This is a genomic window from Dactylosporangium roseum, assembly GCF_025264685.1.
In the GTDB taxonomy this organism is placed as follows: Bacteria; Actinomycetota; Actinomycetes; order Mycobacteriales; family Micromonosporaceae; genus Dactylosporangium; species Dactylosporangium roseum.
Window position 1 is genome coordinate 1792106 of sequence record NZ_CP073721.1, and the last position, 21611, is coordinate 1813716.

17 protein-coding genes are annotated in these 21611 nt (G+C 71.4%); 9 read left to right on the forward strand and 8 right to left on the reverse strand.

What is annotated here, in order from left to right; genetic code table 11:
• Nucleotides 1-39 precede the first annotated feature (39 nt).
• A complete protein-coding gene (ligD, locus tag Drose_RS09125; protein WP_260727737.1) occupies nt 40-1059 on the forward strand; it encodes a non-homologous end-joining DNA ligase in 1020 nt (339 codons plus the stop codon).
• 551 nt (nt 1060-1610) lie between these two features.
• Here ligD and Drose_RS09130 read toward each other — a convergent pair.
• The 8 genes from Drose_RS09130 to Drose_RS09165 all read right to left on the reverse strand — a co-directional run bounded on the left by Drose_RS09130 (nt 1611) and on the right by Drose_RS09165 (nt 12469).
• Complete coding sequence (locus tag Drose_RS09130; protein WP_390891349.1) at nt 1611-3173, reverse strand: alpha/beta hydrolase; 1563 nt, start codon at nt 3171-3173, stop codon at nt 1611-1613.
• A complete protein-coding gene (locus Drose_RS09135) occupies nt 3170-4288 on the reverse strand; it encodes an ATP-dependent DNA ligase (protein WP_260727738.1) in 1119 nt (372 codons plus the stop codon). Before Drose_RS09135 ends, Drose_RS09130 begins: the two co-directional genes overlap by 4 nt.
• 33 nt (nt 4289-4321) lie before the next feature.
• A complete protein-coding gene (locus tag Drose_RS09140) occupies nt 4322-5218 on the reverse strand; it encodes a DNA-3-methyladenine glycosylase family protein (protein ID WP_390891350.1) in 897 nt (298 codons plus the stop codon).
• On the reverse strand, nt 5215-6159 hold the full coding sequence (locus Drose_RS09145) for a hypothetical protein (RefSeq protein ID WP_260727739.1): 945 nt from the start codon (nt 6157-6159) through the stop codon (nt 5215-5217). The genes Drose_RS09140 and Drose_RS09145 overlap by 4 nt, the downstream gene beginning before the upstream one ends.
• Nucleotides 6156-8633 (reverse strand): AAA family ATPase, encoded by a 2478-nt coding sequence (locus Drose_RS09150; RefSeq protein WP_260727740.1) that lies wholly within the window; start codon nt 8631-8633, stop codon nt 6156-6158. The genes Drose_RS09145 and Drose_RS09150 overlap by 4 nt, the downstream gene beginning before the upstream one ends.
• Nucleotides 8630-9778 (reverse strand): exonuclease SbcCD subunit D, encoded by a 1149-nt coding sequence (locus Drose_RS09155; RefSeq protein ID WP_260727741.1) that lies wholly within the window; start codon nt 9776-9778, stop codon nt 8630-8632. The genes Drose_RS09150 and Drose_RS09155 overlap by 4 nt, the downstream gene beginning before the upstream one ends.
• Nucleotides 9779-9792: 14 nt before the next feature.
• On the reverse strand, nt 9793-11604 hold the full coding sequence (locus Drose_RS09160) for an ATP-binding protein (RefSeq protein WP_390891351.1): 1812 nt from the start codon (nt 11602-11604) through the stop codon (nt 9793-9795).
• Between the two features lie 142 nt (nt 11605-11746).
• Nucleotides 11747-12469, reverse strand: coding sequence for a pyrimidine reductase family protein (locus Drose_RS09165; protein ID WP_390891424.1), 723 nt, complete (start codon nt 12467-12469; stop codon nt 11747-11749).
• A 168-nt stretch (nt 12470-12637) separates the two neighbouring features.
• Here Drose_RS09165 and Drose_RS09170 point away from each other — a divergent pair, with 168 nt between their 5' ends.
• From Drose_RS09170 to Drose_RS09205, 8 genes are all read left to right on the forward strand, one after another.
• Nucleotides 12638-13183, forward strand: coding sequence for a plasmid pRiA4b ORF-3 family protein (locus tag Drose_RS09170; RefSeq protein WP_260727742.1), 546 nt, complete (start codon nt 12638-12640; stop codon nt 13181-13183).
• Nucleotides 13184-13960: 777 nt separating this feature from the next.
• Complete coding sequence (locus tag Drose_RS09175; protein WP_260727743.1) at nt 13961-15268, forward strand: extracellular solute-binding protein; 1308 nt, start codon at nt 13961-13963, stop codon at nt 15266-15268.
• Nucleotides 15269-15399: 131 nt separating this feature from the next.
• Nucleotides 15400-16380, forward strand: coding sequence for a carbohydrate ABC transporter permease (locus Drose_RS09180; protein WP_260727744.1), 981 nt, complete (start codon nt 15400-15402; stop codon nt 16378-16380).
• Nucleotides 16377-17300, forward strand: a complete 924-nt coding sequence (locus tag Drose_RS09185) for a carbohydrate ABC transporter permease (protein WP_260727745.1) — start codon at nt 16377-16379, stop codon at nt 17298-17300. Before Drose_RS09180 ends, Drose_RS09185 begins: the two co-directional genes overlap by 4 nt.
• A gap of 14 nt (nt 17301-17314) precedes the next feature.
• Nucleotides 17315-18742 carry a GH1 family beta-glucosidase gene (locus Drose_RS09190; protein WP_390891425.1) on the forward strand — a complete coding sequence of 476 codons (1428 nt, stop codon included), beginning with the start codon at nt 17315-17317 and terminating at the stop codon, nt 18740-18742.
• 1 nt (nt 18743) lies between these two features.
• A complete protein-coding gene (locus Drose_RS09195) occupies nt 18744-19769 on the forward strand; it encodes a LacI family DNA-binding transcriptional regulator (protein WP_260727746.1) in 1026 nt (341 codons plus the stop codon).
• A 141-nt stretch (nt 19770-19910) separates the two neighbouring features.
• Entirely contained in the window at nt 19911-20987 is a 1077-nt protein-coding gene (locus Drose_RS09200) for a LacI family DNA-binding transcriptional regulator (protein ID WP_260729670.1), read from the forward strand.
• 196 nt (nt 20988-21183) lie between these two features.
• Complete coding sequence (locus tag Drose_RS09205; RefSeq protein WP_260727747.1) at nt 21184-21570, forward strand: hypothetical protein; 387 nt, start codon at nt 21184-21186, stop codon at nt 21568-21570.
• Nucleotides 21571-21611 lie beyond the last annotated feature (41 nt).

Sequence of the window (21611 nt, forward strand, 5' to 3'; positions counted from 1 at the left end):
CGGCCTCCCCGGCGGGGTCGCGCGGGTTATGGTCCATGAATGGGCGATGCGCTGGAGATCGAAGTGGCGGGACGGCCGGTCCGGCTGACCAGCCCGGACAAGGTGTACTTCCCTGAGCGTGGCTTCACGAAGCGCGACGTCTTCGAGTACTACCTCGCCGTCGGCGACGGCATCATGCGCGCCCTCGGTAACCGGCCCACGACGCTGCAGCGGTTCCCGGACGGCGTCGGCGGTGAGATGTTTTTCCAGAAGCGGGTGCCGACCCGAGGCGTGCCGGGCTGGATCGAGACGGCACAGATCGCGTTCCCGAGCGGCCGCAAAGCCGACGAACTGTGCCCGGCCGACCTCGCCCACGTGGCGTGGGCCGCGCAGATGGGCACGATCGTCTTCCACCCGTGGCCGGTGCGCGGGACCGCCGTCGACCACCCGGACGAGCTGCGCATCGATCTCGATCCGCAGCCGGGCACCGACTTCGCCGACGCGGCTGTCGTGGCCGGTGAGCTGAAGGCGGTGCTCGACGAGCTGGGGTTCGCCGGCTGGCCGAAGACTTCGGGCGGCCGGGGCATCCACGTGTACCTGCGAATCCGTCCACAATGGACCTTCATCGAGGCGCGGCGCGCGCTCATCGCACTCGCCCGTGAGGTCGAACGCCGCCGTCCGGACCTGGCGACGACGAACTGGTGGAAGGAGGAGCGCGGCGAGCGGGTGTTCATCGACTACAACCAGATGGCGCGGGACAGGACGATCGCCTGCGCCTATTCGCTGCGTGCCAACGCGAGGGCGACGGCCTCGACCCCGCTGCGGTGGGACGAACTCCCCGACGTCGAGCCCGACGACTTCGACCTGCGCACGGTCCCCGAGCGGATCGCCGAACTCGGCGACCCCCATGCCGGCATCGACGACGTGGCGCACGACATCACACCGTTGCTGGAATGGGCCGAGCGTGACGCCGCCAACGGCGAGGGCGACAAGCCCTATCCTCCGGAGTACCCGAAGATGGAGGGCGAGCCGATGCGCGTCCAGCCCAGCCGCGCCAGACCCCAGGCCGACCCCCGTTGAGTTGACCTTGGCGCATCTCCGTGGCTCGACGCTCGCACTTTGGGTGGTTGGACGGCGGCTTCGGTCCAGACCAGGCGGAGGGCGCGGAGTCCTTCGGTGGTGGGGTTGAGCTTGGCATGCGTCAAGAATTCGGGCGACGATCAGGGTCCGGCGGGCTTGGTGATCATGCAAGGCGCGAAGTTGAGCCCAACAACCTCTTGTTAAACCCGGACAAGGCTGACAATTCGGGCGCGTAGCTCGGCGGTGTCGCCGCCGAGGCGCGCCGACCGGCGCGCGTTCCGCCGTAATCCGCCGTCGTGCCGCTCGATCTCATGATCATGGGAAAGATGTGGCTGCCCCGATAGCCACATCTTTCCCATGATCATGGCGCCGCCTGGCCCGGACCGCGCCGCCTGGGCGCGGTGGCGACCACGAGATGATCTCGGCCGCGATCCAGCAGTTGCCCCAAGCCACCCGGGCCTGCTTGGTACGGGTCTTCGCCGTGCCCTCATTGGAGCCAGCCCGGGGCCGCGGCCCGGCGCGGAGTGGCTGCCGAAGGAGTGGCGGCGGAGTTACTTGTCGCAGGTCAGGTTGGCTGGCGGGACGCGGAGGTCGATCAAGTAGCGGTCGACGGCGTCGATGATGCAGCCGGTCTTGGGGTAGGCCGTGTGGCCCTCGCCCTTCCAGGTGACCAGTGTGCCGACGCCGAGCATCTTGGCCAGGGCGGGCGCCTGCTCATACGGCGTGGCGGGGTCGCCCAGCGTGCCGATGACGACGATCGGGGCGGAGCCGGTGGCGGCGCCCGTCGGATACGGGTCGCGCTTGCCCGGCCACTGCGCGCAGATCAGGTTGAGGGCCAGCGAACCGCCGAACAGCGGATACTTCTGCCGCCACTGCGCCTGCAAGGCCCGCGCCTGCTCGACGGTCGGGGTGTCGTCGCTGTCCGTGCAGCCGACCGCCGCGTTGGCGTCGAACATGTTGTTGTACTTCCCGCTGGGGTCCCGCTCCGCATAGGAGTCGGCCAGGACGAACATCTTGTCGGGCTTGCCCGACCGCAGGTCCTGCATCGCCTGCGCGAGCGTGCGCCAGCTCGACTCGCTGTAGAGCGAGGACACGACCGCCGTGAACACCCAGCCGGCCGTCGCCGTGCGCCCGTCCCGGCCCTTCACCGGCGCCGTCCGCGCGTCGGTGATCGCCTTGGTGACCACCGCGCGGGCGTCCGGTCCGATCGGGCACGAGGGCGCGTTGTCCCGGCACCAGTTGGTGAAGTTGGTGAACGCCAGCTCGAAGCCGGCCGCCTGCTTCTCCGCCGAGTCCTGCGTCGACAGCGTCGGGTCGACGGCGCCGTCGAGGACCAGGGCCCGCACGTTCTTCGGGAACAACTGCGCATAGACCGCGCCGAGCAGTGTGCCGTAGCTGTAGCCGAGATAGGTCAGCTTCTCCTCGCCGACGGCCGCGCGCAGCGCGTCCATGTCGCGGGCGGCCTGCTCGGTGGAGAAGTGGCGCAGCGCGTCACCGTATTTGTCGCCACAGCTCTGCGCGAGCCGCCGGGTCAGCGCGACGCTCTGCTGGAACTGGGCGTCGCTGACCGGATCGGGGTCGATGCCGAAGTTGGCGTCGAGGTCGGCGTCGGAGAAGCACTTCACCGGCGACGACCGGCCGATGCCGCGCGGGTCGAAGCCGATGACGTCGAAGCGCCGCACCACCTCGGCCGGCAGGTAGACCGACCGGTAGACGGCGTAGTCGAAGCCGGACGCGCCGGGACCGCCCGGGTTGATGAACAGCGAGCCGACCCGGTCCCGCTGCGTGGTCGAGCGGCCGCGGACCAGCGCGATGTCGAACGTGTCGGAGCCCTTCGGGTTGTCCCAGTCCCGCGGCACCTTCACGGTCGCGCAGGAGAACGACACGTTTTGCGGCGGCTTGGGGAAGACCGCCTTGTAGGCGTCGGGGCACGGCTGCCAGTCGGCCGGCGCGATCGGCACGCCCGAGCTGGACGCCGACGGGCGTGCCGAGGGGCTGCCCAGCGGCCGGCCGGACGTCGGGACGGTCCACCTCGCGTCGGGCGTCATACAGCCGCCCAGCAGGACCACCACGACCAGGAGCGGGACCAGGCGAGCGAACCGCGACGGGATCAAGGACGCCCTGCCAGCACGCTCTCGACGTCGAACCGCACCGGGAGGTCGAGCTGCTCGTAGGTGCAGGAGCGCGGATCCCGGTCGGGCCGCCAGCGCTTGAACTGCGCGGTGTGGCGGAACCGGTCGCCCTCCATCGCGTCGTAACCCACCTCGACCACCAGCTCGGGGCGCAGCGGGACGAACGACAGGTCCTTCTTGCCGGTCCAGCGGCTCACCCCGCCGGGCAGCCGCGTCGCCGCGTCGCCGGCCGGCACCGAGTCGATGCTCGTGGCGGCGCTGCCGGGCTCCTGGCCTGCCCAGTTCCACGGATGGTCGACGATGTTCTCCCGGTATTGCGCCAGCTCCTCGACCAGCTCGGCGCGCCGCTGCCGGGTGAACGAGGCGGAGACGCCGACGTGGTGCAGGCGCCCCTCGTCGTCATAGAGCCCCAGCAGGAGCGAGCCGACGATCGGACCGTCCTTGTGCCAGCGGTACCCGGCGACGACCACGTCGGCGGTGCGGGTGTGCTTGATCTTGAACATGGTGCGCTTGCCCGGCTCGTAGACCCCGTCGGCGGGCTTCGCGATGACGCCGTCGAGCCCGGCACCCTCGAAGCGCTCGAACCAGTCGCGCGCGGTGTCGAGGTCGGTCGTCACCGGCGTGACGTGCACGGGCGGCCGGACCGCGGCCAGCGCCTCGACGAGCGCGACACGCCGCTTCGCGTATCCCTGCTCCATGAGCGACTCGTCGCCGAGCGCGAGCAGGTCGAAGGCCACGAACGACGCCGGCGTGTGCTCCGCGAGTATCCGCACCCGGCTCGCGGCCGGATGGATCCGCTGGCCGAGCAGCTCGAAGTCGAGCCGTGGCGCACCGCTGTCGCGCCGGATCACGATGATCTCGCCGTCGACCACGCAGCGCTCGGGTAGCTGGGCCCGGACCTGGTCGACGACCTCGGGGAAATATCGCGTCAGGGTCTTGCCGCCCCGGCTGGCCAACTCGACCTCGTCGCCGTCGCGGAAGACGATGCAGCGGAAGCCGTCCCACTTCGGCTCATAGCTCGTGCCGGGCGCGCTGGGCAGGCTCGGGATGCTCTTGGCCAGCATGGGCTCGACGGGCGGCAGGACGGGCAGCTCCACGAGGACCAGTCAACCACACACCTACGACAACTTTCAGAATCGCGCGAACGACCGCAGCGGCATCCGCGGGCCGAACCGCGGTGCGCCGATGCCCGCGGCGGCGAAGAGCGTGCAGACCCGGCCGCGGTGCCCGGCGTACGGCGCGAGCAGTTCCAGCATGTGCTCGTCGGTGCCGCGGGCCGCTCCGGTGAGCGCGTACGCGACCACGTTCTTGAGGTGGTAGTCGCCGACCGACACCGCGTCGGGGTCGCCGAACGCCACCCGGGTCACCTCGGCGGCCGTCCACGCCCCGATGCCCCGGATGCTGACCAGCCGCGCGGTCGCGGTGGCCGCGTCGGGGGAGCGCTCCAGCGCGGCGGCGTGCGCCGCGGCCCGGCGCAGGGTCTCGGCCCGCTTCTGCTCGATGCCGAAGGGGTGGAACACCCAGTACGGCGTGGCGGCCACCGCCGCCGGATCGGGTGGCAGCCGCAGCCGGTCGAACGGGCCGGGTGCGGGCTCGGTCGTGAAGTGGCGCAGCACCTTCCGGTACCCCCGCTGCGCCTCGATGCCGGTGACCTTCTGGTAGAGGACCGCCGGGACCAGGTGGTGGAATATCCGGCCGGTCGCGCCCATCCGCAGCCCGGCGTGCTCGTGGGCGAGCCGTGCGACGAGCGGGTGCCGGCGGGCCAGCCCGGGGAAGCCGGTGAGGTCGTCGCGCAGGCCCGCGACGGCGTCGGCGCGCGCCATGAGCCAGTCGGCCCCGGGTCCGAACGCCTCCGCGTGGACGAAGCCGTCGGAGTACGTCAGGTGCAGCGTGCCCGGTCCGTCCGGGGTGCGCGTGGCGAACCAGGCCTCGCGGGAACCGACCGAGAGCGTGGGGTCGCCGTGGATGACCGCCAGGCCGTGCAGGGTGCCCGCGAAGTCGTACCGCGCCGGGGCCGCGAACCTCACGCCGCCGCCCGGGACAGGGCACGGTGCAGCAGCCGGGCATCGCCGAGCATGGTGCGAAGTTTACGCTCCAGACCCGCGATCGGGACGAGGTTCTGCGGCGCCCTCGGGTCCTTGTACGCCGTCGAGGCGAACCGGGGGAGCGTCACCGCCGACAGGTCGGCCAGGGCGACGGCGTCGGCCGGCACCAGGTCCGCCGCGCACTCCGCCCGCACGAGCCCGGTCCACGGCGACCCGGCCGGGCCGGGCAGCCGCAGGTACCACGCGAACCTGTGCCACGACGTGCCCAGCAGGAACACCGGCGAGCGCTGCCCTGCGCGCAGCGCGGTCACGACCGCCGTCAGGTCGGCCGGGAGGTACTCCTTCTGGTGCGTCTTGATGTAGCCCAGCGCCCGCGGCAGGTGCGCGCGCTCCTGGAGGGGCCCGTCGACGATCAGCAGGTCGCCGTCGGTCCGCTCCTCGTTCGACACGCCGACCTCGAGCGCACGCATGTGTCGTTGTACGCCCAGCGCCAGGTCCTTCGGCTCGCCCCGGGACACCCGCCGCGCCGGGTAGCGGATGGTGCCCGCCACGATCGGCGGCAGCGGGTCGAGCGGCGTGAACAGTCCGCGCTCGATCCGCGTGGTGGCGACCTGCGCGACACCCCGGTCGAGGTCGCAGCGGACGACCCCGGCCGCGTACGACGCCGCGACGCCCGGATGCGTGGTGCCCTCGTCGTCGGTGACCCAGACCCGGGCGTCGACACGCTGCACGCCGTCGACGATGAGCACGGTGCCGGGTGGCCGCAGGCCCGGTGCCGGCTCGATCGGGCGCCACGCGGCGGCGGGCAGCTCGACATCGGCCTGGATCTGCGCGCTGCTCTGTGCCTGCGGGCCCCCGGGCCCTTCGGCGGCGTCGAACGCGATGCCGTAGGCGGGGTCCCAGGCGTCGACGTGGAGCTTCACAGGCCGACCCGCTCGATGCGGGCGGTACGGGCGTCCCGCCGGACCTCGAACCGCACCGGGATCCGTTCGGCCAGTGCCCCGACGTGGGTCACCACGCCGACCATCCGGTCACCGCGCGCGGCCAGGTTTTCCAGCGTCGCCGCGACGGTGTCGAGCGTGGTCGTGTCGAGCGTGCCGAAGCCCTCGTCGAGGACGATCGACTCGAGGCTCGCCCCGGACGCCGACATGCCGGCGAGCTGATCGGAGAGCGCCAGCGCGAGCGCGAGCGACGCCTGGAACGTCTCGCCGCCCGACAGTGTCCGCACCGCCCGGCGCAGCCCGGCGTCGTGGTGGTCGACGACGAAGAACTCGCCCTTCTCGTGGCCCAGGTCGTACTGACCGTTGGAGAGCTCCCGCAGGGTCCGCGAGGCGCCGTCGACGAGTGTGTCCAGCGCCTCGGCGAGCAGCCAGCGCTCGAACCGGTCGGCCCGCAGGTGCTGGGCGAGCGCCTTGGCGACCTGGCTCTCCTTGGCGACCTCGTCGCGCTGCCCGCGGATCCGCTCCGCGTCGGCCCGCCGCTCCTCGATCCGCCGCAGCGCCGCGTCGGCCCGCTCCAGTGCGACGGCCGCCTCCCGCGCCGGCTCCCCGCCCGGCGCGGGCAGCCCGGCGTCGGTGAACACGGTCAGCAGCTCCTGCCGGACGTCGCCGACCCGGTGCTCGGCCGACCGCAGCTCGTCGACGGCGGCCTGCCGGCCGGCCCGGCGGCGGCCCGCCTCGCCGGTCGCCCAGGCGGTCAGCGTGGCCCAGGCGTCGGCGAGGTCCTCGCGGTTCGCCGGCGGTGGCGTGTATGCCGCGAGCGCGTCCCGGGCGTCGTCGAACGACCGCCAGGCGGCGCGCAGCCGCTCCTCGGCCCGGTCGGCGGTCGTGGACGCCTTGCGGTGCGCCTCGCGCGCCTTGCGGACCTCCGCGCCGGCCTTCTCCAGCGCCCTGCCGAGCTTCGCGATCGCGTCGAGGTCGCGCCGCAGCGCCTCGGGGGCCGGCGCACCGTGGAGCGCCTTGTCCAGCGCGGCGAGCCGTGCGTCGACCTGCTGGGCGTGGGCCTTGGCGGCCGCGAGCGCCCGGTCGAGGTCGCGGACCGTGCGGTCGTGCTCGGCGACGACCTTGTCGGCGGCCTCGCTGCGCTTGCGGGCCGCCTTCCCGGCGGCCTCGGCCGTGGCGACCGCCGAGTCGTGCGGGACGTCCGGCACCGTGCGCACGGTCTGCGTGCACACCGGGCACTCCTCGCCGACCCGCAGGTGCGGCCGGAGGGCGACCGCCCGGTCGACGGCGACCGCGGTCTGGTACGCCTCCCGTGCCGCCTCCAGCGCCGCCAGCGCGTCGGCCGCCTGCACCTTGACCACGGCGAAGGCGTCGACCGCGGCGGTGTGCTCGCGCTCGGCCCGCTCGACCGTGCCGTGGACCGAGGCGGCCTCGGCGGCGAGCGTCTCGCGCTCGCCGTGGGTGTCGAGCAGCCGGCGTAGCGCCGCGGCGTCCCCGGCCGCCTGCAGTTCGCCGCGCAGCTTCTCCTCCTGCTCCTCGGCGACCCGGGACCCGTCGAGGGCCGCGACGACCGCGGCGCGGGCCGTCGCGGCGGCCGCGGCCAGCGTCGGCGCCTCGGCCGGGACGGCGACCGCGGCGAGGCGGCCGATCTGGGCGTCGAGCGCGGCGAGCGCCTCCGCCGCCTGCGCCGCGAGCCGGCCCGCGTCGGTGAGCTGTGGCGCGATGCGCTCGACTCGCTCGACGAGCGCCCGCAGAGTCTCGACGCGGCCCTGCGCCGCGGCCAGGGCCGCGTCGTCGACGTCGGACAGCGCGGCGAGCTGCTGGTCGAGCACCTTCAGCTTCGCGTCGGCGGTGGCGCCGAGCGCGGCGGCCTTCTCCCGGATGTGCCCGTACACGTCCAGGCCGAGCAGGTTGACCAGGATCTTCTGCCGCTCGGCCGGCTTGGCGTGCAGGAACGCCGCGAACTCGCCCTGCGGCAGCACGACGCACTTGGTGAACTGCTCGTAGGGGAGTCCGACAACGGCCTGGATCGCCTCGTCGACCTCGCTCGGCGTGCCGGCGAGCACCTCCGTGACGTCGTCGGCGGTCAGGCCGTCGGCCAGCTTGCCCAGGTCGAGACCGGGTGCCAGCGCCTCGAGGCCGGCGTGCTTGGTGGCCACCGCGCCCTTGCCGTCCCGGCGGACGACCCGGGCCAGCACGTACCGCACGCCGGCCGACTCGAAGACCAGCCGTACCCTGGCCTCCACGGCCGACGGGGCGAGCGCGTTGGCGATGGCCCGCCGGTCGCCCCAGCGCGGGACGGTGCCGTAGAGCGCGAAGCAGATCGCGTCGAGGACGGTCGACTTGCCCGAGCCGGTCGGCCCGACGAGGGCGAAGAAGTCGGTGTCGGTGAAGTCGACGGTCGTCGGCTCCCGGAAGACGGTGAACCCGTCGAGGTCCAGGCGGATCGGTCTCATGACGACACCACCTCGTCGTGCAGCCGGTGGAACAGGGACACGGTCGCCTCGTCGGCGTGTCCCCGCTGGCCGAGGTAGTCGGCGAACAGTTCCCCGGGCGAGCGGCCGGCACGGGCGCCGGACGAGCGGTCCGCGGCCTTCGGATCGGGCAGCAGTTTGGGATCGATGCGTACCTCGAGTGCCTTCGGCAGCAGCTCCTGGACCTCTTCGCGCAGGCCCGCCCGCGGCGGCTCCTGCACGTACACCCGCAGCCAGGCGTCGCCCGTGTCCAATGTGGACAACTGGGTGAGCGTGCCCCGGACGGTCCGCAGCGGGGTCACGACCGGCAGGGGGATCTCCCGTGCCCGGGCCGCGGTCGTCGCGGTGACGTCGACGACGCAGGCGGTCGAGAGGTTCTCCTCCTCGCCGAAGTCGATCGGCAGGGGACTGCCGCTGTACCGGATCGGGCAGGGGCCGCTGACCGCCTGCGCCCGGTGCAGGTGCCCGAGCGCGACGTAGTGCGCCGACGACGGGAAGACCCCGGCCGGCACGGCGTAGCCCATGATGGTGTGCGCCTCGCGCTCACCACCGCCCATCGTCGCGCCGATGACGGTCAGGTGGCCGGTGACGAGATTCACCGTGCCGTCGCCGAATCCCTTGGCCAGCACCGAGATCAGTTGACCGATGGCGCTCGCGTACGACTGGACGGCCTCGGCGGCGCTCAGGTCGAACATCTCGCTGGCCCGCAGCGCGTACCGCTGGGAGACGAACGGCAGCGCGACGAGCCGCCACTCCTCGCCGCCCTTCGTCGTCCCGGTGACGAGATGCTCCTCGGGCCGGCCGACGGCGCCGCGGACGGTGATCCCGGCCGCGTCCGCCCAGGGCCGCAGCGCGTCGAGGGCCGGGCCGTTGTCGTGGTTGCCGCCGATGACGACGACCTCGGCGCCGGTGCGGCGCAGCGCGGACAGGCCGCGGGTGACGATCCGTGTCGAGTCGGCGGTCGGGCTGGCCGTGTCGTAGAGGTCACCGGCGACGATCACCAGGTCGGGCTGCTCGGCCTTGGCGACCTCGACCAGCGCGTTGAGCGCCGCGATGTGGTCGGCGGCCCGGGACTGTCCCTTGAGGACCTTGCCGACGTGCCAGTCCGAGGTGTGCAGGATCCGCACCCGGTCTCCCCTCTCTAGAACGGGATGTCGTCGTCGGAGATGCCGCCGCCGCCCACCCGGGCGACGACCGCGAACGGGTCGCCGGCCTGCACGATCGAGCGCAGGGTCGAGCTCGGCGCCGCACCCGCCTCGCCGGGGCGCGTCGCCCACGACGGGAACGGGAACTCGACGCACAGCGGCACCGGGATCTCCGGCTGCGAGACGAACATGGTGCCGGGCTTGGCCAGCAGGGCGCGCTGGCGCTGGGCCGGAGGGAGGAAGCCGTACTCCGGGCGGGACGCCTCGGCGGGGTCGAGCCGGCCGACGACCCGGATCGCGGAGTTGGCCACGATCCGCCGCTCGACCTCGCTCGCGGTCTGCTGCGCGCCGATGAGCACGACGCCGAGGGAGCGGCCGCGCTCGGCGATGTCGAGCAGCACCTCCTTGATCGGGCTGGTGCCCTCCCGCGGTGCGTACTTGTTCAGCTCGTCGAGCACCACGAACAGCAGCGGCTTGGCGGTGCCGGCCTTCTCCTTGCGTTCGAACTCGGTCCGCAGGGTCACGCCGACGACGAACCGCTGCGCGCGGTCCGGCAGGTTGTGCAGGTCGACCACGGTCACCTGGGCGCTCTCCGCGGTGTTGATCTGGTGCGGCCTGCGCACCGCGAGGTCGCCGCGGATCAGCCGGGAGAGGTCCTTCTTGCTGCCGATGAGCCGCCGGGCGAAGGCGTTGACCGTGCCGAGGCCGACGGCGCTGCCCGCCCACTGGCCGCGCGTGGCGTCGTCGTTGAGCTGCTCGACGACGAAGTCGACGAGGTCCGCGTACGAGTTCAGGCGGGTGCCGTCGATCGCGATCCCGCCCTCGGCCGGCTGTGCGGTGCGCGCCAGGTGCGCGGTCACCGAGTGGACGACCATCGTGTACTGCTGGCGCTCGTCGTCGGCGTCGGCGAACACGTACGGCAGCAGCCGGTCGGCGCAGAACTCCGCCAGCGTCCAGTAGAACGGGTCCACGCCGGACAGCCGGCTGCTGACGTCGGGCGTGCCGCTGGAGTCGCCGGGCCGTGGCGGCGCGTAGACCCGCACGTCGGGGAAGGGGCCGGCGATCAGGCCGAGCCGGGCGTAGCTGTCCTCGGTCGCCTGGTCGAGGCGGCTGTTCGGGTGGTCGAGGAACAGCAGGTCCTCGCCCTTGACGTTGAAGATGAGCGCGCGGGTGTTGGCGGTCTCGCCGGCGCCGCCGAGCACGCCCGAGCGGAAGACCGAGTAGAGCAGGAACGTCGCGAAGCTGGTCTTCGTCGCCACGCCGGAGATGCCGGAGATCGACACGTGCGCGCCCCGGGTGCCGTCGAGGAAGTCGGCGTTGAGGAACATGGGTGCGCCGTCGCGGCCGAAGCCCATCGGGATGGTGCGGTCCATGCGGTCGAAGTACAGCGCCCCGGCCCGCGCCTCGCCGCGCGCCCGGTGGACCAGTGCGCCCGGCGTCGGCGGCACGTAGACCTCCGGGTCGACCCGGGTGGTGGTGATCTCGGCGGCCTCCTGGATCGTCGCCGGAAGCGTGCCGTCGGCGACGAGGAACACGTCGGAGTCGAACACGACGCCCTCGTGTCGCGCCCGGACGGCGGTCACGACGCCGGCGATCCTCACCGGGGCATGCTCGGGAAGCTCGCGCTCCGTGATCACAACGTCGTCGAGCTGTAGGTAGGCACCGTCCTCGACGGCCACCCAGAACGTCAGTGGGGTCGCGTCGGCGGTACCGAGCACGCGGCCGACGACGGGCCCGTCGTCAAGGTCCAGCGCCGCGGGCGTCGACCGATCCGAATCCAGACCGCCGGTGGCTGTCTCGTCCTGCATCGTCGACCCCCAGTACATGTGTTCGCCTGTGCATCGTGCCTCAAGACCGCCAACGGGTCGACGCCACCACGCCAGCGGTGGACGGTTTCATGGTCCAAAATGCGGACAGAACCGGATGTAATACGCAGGATCGTCGAGTGACCTATCGCGAGTACCGCAGCATGAGCTGCCCGTCCGCAAGCAGGACATGACGCAGCGTGAGGCGCTCGGGGATGGTCAGCGGCGGGCCGGCGATGATCCGGTCGGGACCCGGTCCGGCCAGCAGCGGCGACAGGGTGAGGCACAGCTCGTCGGTCAACCCCGCCGCGGTGAGTGACCCGAAGAGCTGCGGGCCGCCCTCGCTCAGCAGTTGCCGGAACCCGCGCCCGTGCAGGTCGGCGACCGCGGCGGCCAGGTCGACCCGGTCGTCGCCGTGGCGCACGACGTCGGCCACCTCGGCGAGCCCGCTGCCCGGCTCGGTGGCCGTGCGCGTGACGATGATCGGCCGGACCGGCGCGTCGACGAGCGCGGGGTGTGCCGGGTCGAGGTCGGCGCGGCCAGAGACGACGACCAGGGTCGGATACTCCGCCAGGCCGTTGGCCCGCCGCCACGCCCGGCGCTCCTCGTCGAGGCGCAGCGACCGGTAACCCTCCTCGCGCAGAGTGCCGGCGCCGACCACGAGCGCGTCGCACAGCATGCGCAGGATGCCGAAGACCCGTTTGTCCTCCGGGCTCGACAACCCCTCGGACCTGCCCTCGACGGTGCCCGCGCCGTCGAGGCTCGACACGAAGTTGAGCCGCAGCCATGGGCTCTGCCCGACCCGGTAGAGCGCGGTCAGGTCAACGGGATCGGCCGTGGTGGGCCAGAGTTGCTGCACCCGCCGAATCTACTCGCCGGGTGGCCCGGTCACCGGCGGTGTCGGCACGGGCTCGCGGTGCTGGCAGTCGCAGTGGTCGCGACCCGGGCACTCGTCGTGTCGTTTCTCCCGACACGCTCGACAGATCACGCCTTCAGCGTGCGCCGCCCGCCCCGCGCGGTCAACAATGACTGCACCATGGCACGCTTGATCTACCAACTGCGGATCGCCCTCGAAGGCGTCGAATCACCCGTGTGGCGGCGGGTGCTGGTGCCCGGCGGCTTCACGTTGGACCGGGTGCACCGGGTCGTGCAGTTCGCGATGGGCTGGAGCGACCGGCACCTGCACGTGTTCGACATCGGCGGCGTGCAGTTCGGCGTGCCGGACCCCGACGGTCTGCTCGAGGTCCGCGACGAGCTCGACGCGCGCCTGGACGCCGTGGCGCGGAAGGGCACGCGGCTGCGGTACACGTACGATTTCGGCGACTGGTGGGAGCACGAGATCGTGGTCGAGGACGTCGTACCGGCTGATCCGGACACCCGCTACCCGATGTGCGTCGGCGGCGAGCGAGCCTGCCCGCCGGACGACGTCGGCGGCCCGGACGGCTACCGCGATTTCCTCGCCGCCTGGGGCGACCCGGCGCACCCCGACCACGCCTCGATGCGCGAGTGGCTGGGCCGCGACTTCGACGCGACGCTGTTCGACGCGTCCCGCACCACGGCGCTGTTACGCCGGATGACGTGAGACCGAGGTCGACCTTGGTGGGTCTCCGTGGCTCGGCTTTCGCACTTCGGGGTGGATAGGCGGCGGCTTCGGCGCAGGCCGAGCCGAGGGCGCGGAGTCCTTCGGTGGCGGGTTGAGCCCATGATCATGGGAAAGATGTGGCTGCCCCGATAGCCACATCCTTCCCATGATCTGTGAAGCGCCCGGTCCGGAACGCGCCACCCCGGGTCCAACGGCGACCACGGCCGGCAGACACCCGCCCGCGCGACCGTGCGTCACCGTCCCGTTGCAACGCCCGGGGTTGGCAGACGGCCGCACGGCTGAGCTTCGCGGCCTTGGACGATGCGCGATGATCTCCCCGCCGGTTGCGGCGGTAGGGTCTCGTGCCGCCGCGTCTGGACCGATGTCGCCTCGCCACACCGCACCTGATCACCAACAGTGCGAAAGTCGAGCCACGGCTGGCCGTCGGCGATGTGTATCGATGCCGCAGGGCCCGGCGGCGGGTGGCTCGCCCGGTGGGGAGCTGTCGGCGACAAATCCCGCAAAGCCGGACAAGCTGGGATGTCGAAAATCCTGCGATAACAAAATGGGAACGCTCCCATAGCCCCATTGACACGCCGACGTTCGCAGGCCACGCTCGTGGGAGCGCTCCCGAGGCTGTGGCAGGTGCCACACCCCGCAGCGGTAGGGGCATCGATTCGCATGTCCGCCAGACCCGGACAGGGGCTCGCCGTGCCCTGTCGCCCACGCATCACACCCCCATGCCCACACCCGTCACGACCTGAGAGAGGGGTCAGGATGAGCGTCACCTCGCGCCGCCTGCGCTCGATCGCCGCGGCAACGCTCACCGCAGGGCTTGCCCTCGGTATGGGAGCGTGCAGCGCGAAGAACGACGAGCCCAGTGCCGACGGCACCGGGCCGGTGACCATTTCGCTGTCGTACTTCGGCACGCCCGGCTTCACGCAGGCGGTCAAGGACTTCGAGGCGAAGCACCCGAACATCAAGGTCGACGTGAAGAACGAAGGCCAGACCAAGGACTTCGTGCCGAAGCTGGCCCAGCAGATCTCCGCCGGCAGCGGCGCGAGTGACGTGGTCATGCTCGAAGAGGGCATGCTCCTGCAGTACCTCAAGGACAACAAGGGCTTCGCCAACCTGCTCGACCTGGGCGCGTCGTCGCTCGAGAGCGAATACCTGGCGTTCAAGTGGAAGAACGCCTTCACCGCGGACGGTAAGAAGCTCGTCGGTCTCGGCACCGACGTCGGCCCGCTGGCCATGTGCTACCGCACGGACCTGTTCGAGAAGGCCGGCCTGCCCACCAGCCGCGACGAGGTCAGCAAGCTCTGGCCGACGTGGCAGGACTATGTCGAGCAGGGCGAGGCCTTCAAGGCCAAGAACACCGGCGCGGCCTGGATCGACTCGGCGACGTCGATCATGCAGCCGTACATCATGCAGAACAGCGACACCTGGTTCTACGACAAGAGCGACAAGTACGTCGGCGACACCAACAAGGCGGTCAAGGACGGCTACGACATGGGCATGGACATGGCGTCCAAGGGCCTGACCGCCAAGTTGCAGCGCTGGCAGGCGGACTGGGACGCCGCGTTCAAGAATGCCGCGTTCGCGACCGTGCCGTGCCCGCCGTGGTACACCGGTGTGATCAAGGAGCGGGCGGGCGACGCCGGCAAGAACAAGTGGGACATCGCCACCATCCCCGGTAAGGGCGGCAACTGGGGCGGTTCCTACCTGGCGATCCCCGCGCAGAGCAAGAAGAAGCAGCAGGCCTTCGAGCTCGTCAAGTACCTGACCGGCAAGGACGGCGGCCTGGCCGCGTTCAAGGAGGCCGGCCCGCTGCCCTCGTCGGTGTCCGCACTCGCCGACCCGACGCTGACCGGTGCGACCAACGACTACTTCAACAACGCCCCCGTCGGCCAGATCTACGCCGGCGCGGCCAAGGATCTCAAGCCGATCTACCTGGGCCCGAAGCACCAGGCCATGTGGGAGAACGGCCTGGAGCCGGCCATGCAGGCGGCCGAGCAGGGCAAGCTGACCGCCCAGGCCGGCTGGGAGAAGGGCGTCAAGGACAGCAAGGCGCTGGCCGAGGACTGATCGAGTCCGCTGTGCAGAGGGTGGAGGTGGCGTCCACGCAAGTCCGGTGGACGCCGCCTCCACCGCTCGATCGGAGCCGGAGCTGATCGAGCCGAGTCGCTCAAAGAGAAAGCCGGAGGGAAGGACCACCCATGACCACCAACGTCGGCGAGGTCACCGGGCCTCGCCACGGGCGTGCACCGGGCAGGCCGCCGAAGACACGCACCGTGCGTATCGGCCAGCTCGACCTCAAAGTGTCGCCGTACCTGTTCGTCGCGCCGTTCTTCCTGCTCTTCGCGGTGTTCGGGGCCTACCCGCTGATCTACACGGCCGTCCTGTCGCTGCGGAAGAACACGCTCACCGGTGGCGACCAGGGGTTCGTCGGGCTCGAGAACTACGCCAAAGTCCTCACCGACGACCACTTCTGGACGGTCGTCTACAACACGTTCGGCCTGTTCATCGTCGCGACCGTGCCGCAACTGGTGCTCGCGCTGATGGTGGCGAGCTGGCTCAACAAGAAGATGCGGGCCCGCACCCCCATCCGGATGGGCGTGCTCGTGCCGAACATCACGTCGGTGGCCGCGGTCGGCATCCTCTTCGGCCTCATCTTCGCCGACCGTTACGGCCTGGCGAACTGGCTGCTGCAGACCGTCGGGCTCAACCCCGTCGAATGGCGCGGCAGCCGGGCGGCGTCGTGGACCGCGATCGCGTTCATGGTCGACTGGCGCTGGACCGGCTACAACGCGCTGATCTACCTCGCCGCGATGCAGGCGATCCCGAAGGAGTTGTACGAGTCGGCGGCGCTGGACGGCGCGTCGGCCGCGCGGCGGTTCTGGCGGATCACGGTGCCGCTGATCCAGCCGACGATCCTGTTCACCGTCATCATCTCCACCATCGGTGGCATGCAGTTGTTCACCGAGCCGCTGCTGTTCAACTACGGGCGCATCCAGGGCGGCACCCTCAACGAGTTCCAGACCGTCGCGATGTACATCTACGAGACCACGTTCATGAACAACTACAACGTCGGCCGTGGAGCGGCGATCTCCTGGCTGCTGTTCCTGATCATCCTGATCTTCGCGCTGGTGAACTTCCTGCTGGTGCGCAGGTCCGTTCGAGGGACGACCTCATCATGAGCACGCTGACCCCGGTCGCCGCGCCGCCGCAGCAGAAGCAGGCGCCGGCGCCGCCGCCGAAGCCCAAGGGCCGGGTCCGCAGCGCCTCGACGGCACTGTGGCAGGCCAGCCCGCTGACCTACCTGGCGCTGATCCTCACGATCGTGCTGTCGATCTTCCCGATCCTGTGGTCGTTCATCGTGGCGTCCCGGGACAACAGCGCCGTGACCGCCATCCCGCCGCCGCTCCTGCCGGGGCCGAACTTCTTCGACAACGCCAAGCGGGTGCTCGAGAACACCGACGCGAACTTCCTCTACGGCCTCGTCAACTCCGCTGTCGTGGCCGGCTCCGTGACGGTGTCCGTGGTGTTCTTCTCCACGCTCGCCGGCTTCGCGTTCGCCAAGCTGAAGTTCCGCGGCAAGAACGCGCTGCTGCTGGTCATCATCATGACGATGATGATCCCGACCCAGATCAACATCATTCCGCTGTACCTGCTGATGGTGAAGCTGGACTGGACCAACACGCTCCAGGCGGTCATCGTGCCGTTCCTCGTGCAGGGGTTCGGCGTGTTCATGATCCGGCAGTACGCCGAGTCCGCGATCAGCGACGAGTTGATCGAGGCGGCCCGCATCGACGGGGCGTCGACCTGGCGCACGTACTGGAGCGTCGTGCTCCCCGCGCTGCGTCCGGCGGCGGCCGTTCTCGGCCTGCTCACCTTCATGCAGACCTGGAACGACTTCCTCTGGCCCTACGTGGTGCTCAACGGTGACACGCCGACGGTGCAGGTTTCGCTGAACATCCTGGCTACCGGTTACTACAAGACGGACTACGTGCAAGTCTTCACCGGGACAGCGCTGGCGATCGTGCCGCTGCTCATCGTGTTCATCGCATTCGGCCGGCAGATCATCGGCGGCATCATGGAAGGTTCGGTCAAGGCGTGACCAGCATCGACCCGCTGACGAATCCTGCCCCTACCGATCGACGCCTTCGGCGCTTGATCTCGTTCCCACCCGGTTTCCTCTGGGGGGCGGCCACCGCGTCGTACCAGATCGAAGGGGCGGCCGCCGAAGACGGCCGCACCCCGTCGATCTGGGACACGTTCAGCCGCACTCCTGGAAAGACGCTCGGCGGGGACACCGGCGACGTGGCGTGCGACCACTACCACCGCTACCGCGAGGACGTCGCGTTGATGGCGGACCTGGGACTCCAGTCCTACCGCTTCTCCATCGCGTGGCCGCGGGTGCAGCCGGGCGGCAGCGGGCCGACGCGCCAGCAGGGCCTGGACTTCTACCGGCGGCTCGTCGACGAGCTGCTCGAGCGCGACATCCTGCCGTGGGTCACGCTGTACCACTGGGACCTCCCGCAGGAGCTGGAGGACGCCGGCGGCTGGCCGGCCCGCGACACCGCCGCCCGGTTCGCCGAGTACGCCGCGCTGGTGCACGGCGCGCTCGGCGACCGGGTCCGGCACTGGTCGACGTTCAACGAGCCGTGGTGCTCGGCCTTCCTCGGCTACGCGTCGGGCGTGCACGCGCCCGGCCGGAAGCACGCGCCGGACGCGCTCGCCGCCGTGCACCACCTGCTGCTCGGCCACGGCCAGGCGGTGCAGGCGATCCGCGCCGCGGACGCCGGGGCGCAGCTCGGGATCACGCTCAACCTCTACGCGATCTCGCCCGTGGACCCGGCCAGTCCGGCTGACCTCGACGCCGCGCGGCGCATCGACGGCCTGGCGAACCGCATCTTCCTGGACCCGGTACTGCTGGGCCGCTATCCCGAGGACGTCACGCGGGACCTCGCCGGGGTCAGCGACTTCGGGTTCGTCCGCGACGGCGACCTGGAGACCGTGGCCGCGTCGCTCGACTTCCTCGGGATCAACTACTACAGCCGGCACGTCGTCGCCGCGCCCGACCCGGCGGAACCCGCCGAGCCGTACTGGCGTGCGCCTACCTCCTGGCCGGGAAGCGAGGGCGTGCGGTTCCAGAAGCGGCCCGGCGTCCCGGTCACCGACATGGACTGGGAGGTCGACGCGCCCGGCCTCACCGAGACGCTGGTGCGGGTCGCGAAGGACTACCCGGCCATCCCGCTCTACATCACCGAGAACGGCGCGGCCTACCGCGACGCCGTCGAGCCCGACGGCAGCGTCGACGACCAGGACCGGGTGGCGTACTTCGACGCCCACTACCGGGCCTGCCACGACGCGATCGCCGCCGGTGTACCGCTGCGCGGCTACTTCGCCTGGTCGCTGCTCGACAACTTCGAGTGGTCCTGGGGATATACGAAGCGGTTCGGGATGGTGCGCGTCGACTACGAGACGCAAAAGCGCACCGTCAAGGCCAGCGGGCACCGGTACCGCGAGGTCATCAAGCGCAACGGCCTGGCCGGATAGCGTGCGCCGGCCGACCCTCGACGAGGTCGCGGCCCTGGCGGGCGTCGGCCGGGGCACGGTCTCGCGGGTGATCAACGGCTCGCCCCAGGTGAGTCCGGAGGCACGCGCGGCCGTCCGCAAGGCGATCGACGCCCTGGGTTATGTGCCCAACCGCGCGGCCCGGGCACTGGTGACCCGCCGCACCGACTCGGTGGCGCTCGTCGTCTCCGAGTCGGAGGAGCGGGTCTTCGGCGAACCGTTCTTCGCGGGCATCGTGCGCGGCGTGAGCTCCCAGCTCGCCGACACGCAGATGCAGTTGTGGCTCGCCATGGCCCAGTCCGTCGCCGAGCGCACCCTCGTCGAACGGCACCTCAGCGATCAGCACGTCGACGGGGCGCTGCTGCTCTCCCTGCACGACGACGACCCGCTGCCGCTGCTGCTGGCTGGGCGCGGGGTGCCGACCGTCCTCGGTGGGCGGACCGCTTACATGCTGGAGACGGGTGAGACCGGGCACGTGGACGTCGCCTTCGTCGACAACGACAACGAAGGGGGTGCCCGGTCCGCCGTGCGACACCTGCTCGATCTGGGACGCACCTGCGTCGCGGCGATCGCCGGACCGCAGGACATGGGGGTGGGCAAGGCCCGCCTCCGTGGCTACCGGGAGGCGCTGCGGCTCGCGTCCCAGCCGTACGACGACCGGCTCGTCGCATATGGCGACTTCAGTGCGGCGAGCGGCGCCGCCGCGATGCACCGCCTGCTCCATCTCAACCCGGGTCTCGACGCCGTCTTCGCCGCCTCCGACCTGATGGCCGCCGGTGCCGTCCGCGCACTGCGAGAGCGGGGCCGGAAGGTGCCCGCCGAGGTCGCCGTGGTCGGGTTCGAGGACTCCGCCGTGGCCCGGCAGACCCAACCGCCGCTCACCACCGTGCACCAGTCGGTGGAGGGCATGGGCCGCGAGATGGCTCGGCTGCTGCTGGCCCGTATCGCCGGCGGCCCGGCCCGCTCGACCGTGCTCGACACCCATCTCGTGGTACGCGAGTCAGCCTGACCCTCCGCCCCAGGGGCGTTGATCTTGCAGTTGTGGTGCCGCGACGCTCCCTGGATGTCCCGGTTTGTCAGGTACCACAACTGCAAGATCGGCGCTGTGATGGAACGGCTCCGGGCTTTGTGCGCACAATGAGGCGTGACCCTGCAAAAGCCCCCGCCCAACGGACGCCCGCGCTCGGCCGGCCGTCCGACGCTTGACGAGGTCGCGGTCCGTGCCGGCGTCGGTCGCGGCACCGTGTCGCGGGTGGTCAACGGCTCACCACAGGTGAGCCCCGAGGCCCGTGCCGCCGTCCAGAAGGCGATCGACGAGCTCGGCTACGTGCCCAACCGGGCCGCCCGCGCGCTCGTCACCCAGCGCACCGACTCCGTGGCTCTGGTCGTGTCGGAGTCGGAGGAGCGGGTCTTCGGTGAGCCGTTCTTCGCGGGGGTCGTCCGCGGGATCAGCTCGGCACTCGCCGAGACGCAACTGCAGCTCTGGCTCGCGATGGCCCAGTCGCCGGCCGATCGGCTGCGGGTCGAGCACCACCTCACCAACCAGCACGTCGACGGCGTGATGCTGCTGTCGCTGCACGACGCCGACCCGCTGCCCGTCATGCTGGAGCAGCGCGGCCTGCCGGTCGTGCTCGGCGGCCGGCCCGCGCAGATGCTCGCCGACGACGAGCAGCTCAACTTCACCGCCCAGCTCTCCCAACTGTCCTATGTCGACGCCGACAACGAAGGCGGCGCGCGGATCGCCGTCGGGCACCTGCTCGACCGGCAGCGGCGCCGGATCGCGGCGATCGCCGGCCCGCAGGACATGGCGGTCGGTGTCTCCCGGCTCGCCGGCTACCGCGAGGCGATCGAACGGGCCGGCCTGCCCGTCGACGAGGGATTGATCGCGTACGGTGACTTCTCCGAGGCCAGCGGCGAGCGCGCGGTGCGCGAGCTGTTCGAGCGCCGGCCCGACGTCGACGCGGTGTTCGCCGCCTCCGACCTGATGGCGGTCGGCGCCCTGCGCGCGCTGCGTGATCTCGGCAAACGGGTGCCCGAGGACGTGGCCCTCGTCGGCTTCGACGACACCGCGATCGCGCGGCAGACCGACCCGCCGTTGACAACCGTCCACCAGCCGGTCGAGGCGATGGGCCGGGAGATGGCCCGGCTGCTCATCGCGCGGATCGGCGGCGCGGCGTCCTCCTCGGTCATGGTGGAGACCCATCTGGTGCGGCGCGCTTCGGCCTGACAGCGCCGGACCCGAGCAGACGCGGCGGCTGTACCTCGATCATGAGCGGATGCTGGAGCTCCAGCAGCGGGAGGGCATGCGCCGCTGGATCGGCCCCGACACGGTGCTCCAGGCGCTCGGCGAGCTGCACGACACCCTCCGCTGAGTTTGTGGATCCACCACCCCGGGCATTCGGTACCGGAGGAGGTGGCGAACCATGAGTTCACAGTGGAAGCGGGGGCGGCGGCGCGCGGAGAGCGTCGCCGACGACGCGTGGGAATACCTGCGGGCCTCGGTCGGCTCGGCGTCCGACGCTGCCCGCGCGGTCGGCGGCACCGCGAAGGACCGCGCGTCGGACCTCGCGGATGAGGCGTCGAGCCGATACGGCGCGGCGTCCGAGCGCGTCGGATCGGCGGCGGACGAGGCGTGGCGGCGGGCCGGTCTGGCCCTCGACGCGCTGTCGGGCCGCAAGCCTCGCAAGCCGTGGGGCTGGATCGCGCTGGCCGTGCTGGGCGGCGTCGCGGTGGGCTGGGCGGCGGCTGCTTCGGCGCCGAAGGCGATCCGGCTCGACGACGAGGCCCCGATCCCCATACCGCCCGTCTGACCCCACCCCTCTCCCACCCCTCTTCCCGCGTTGATCTTGCA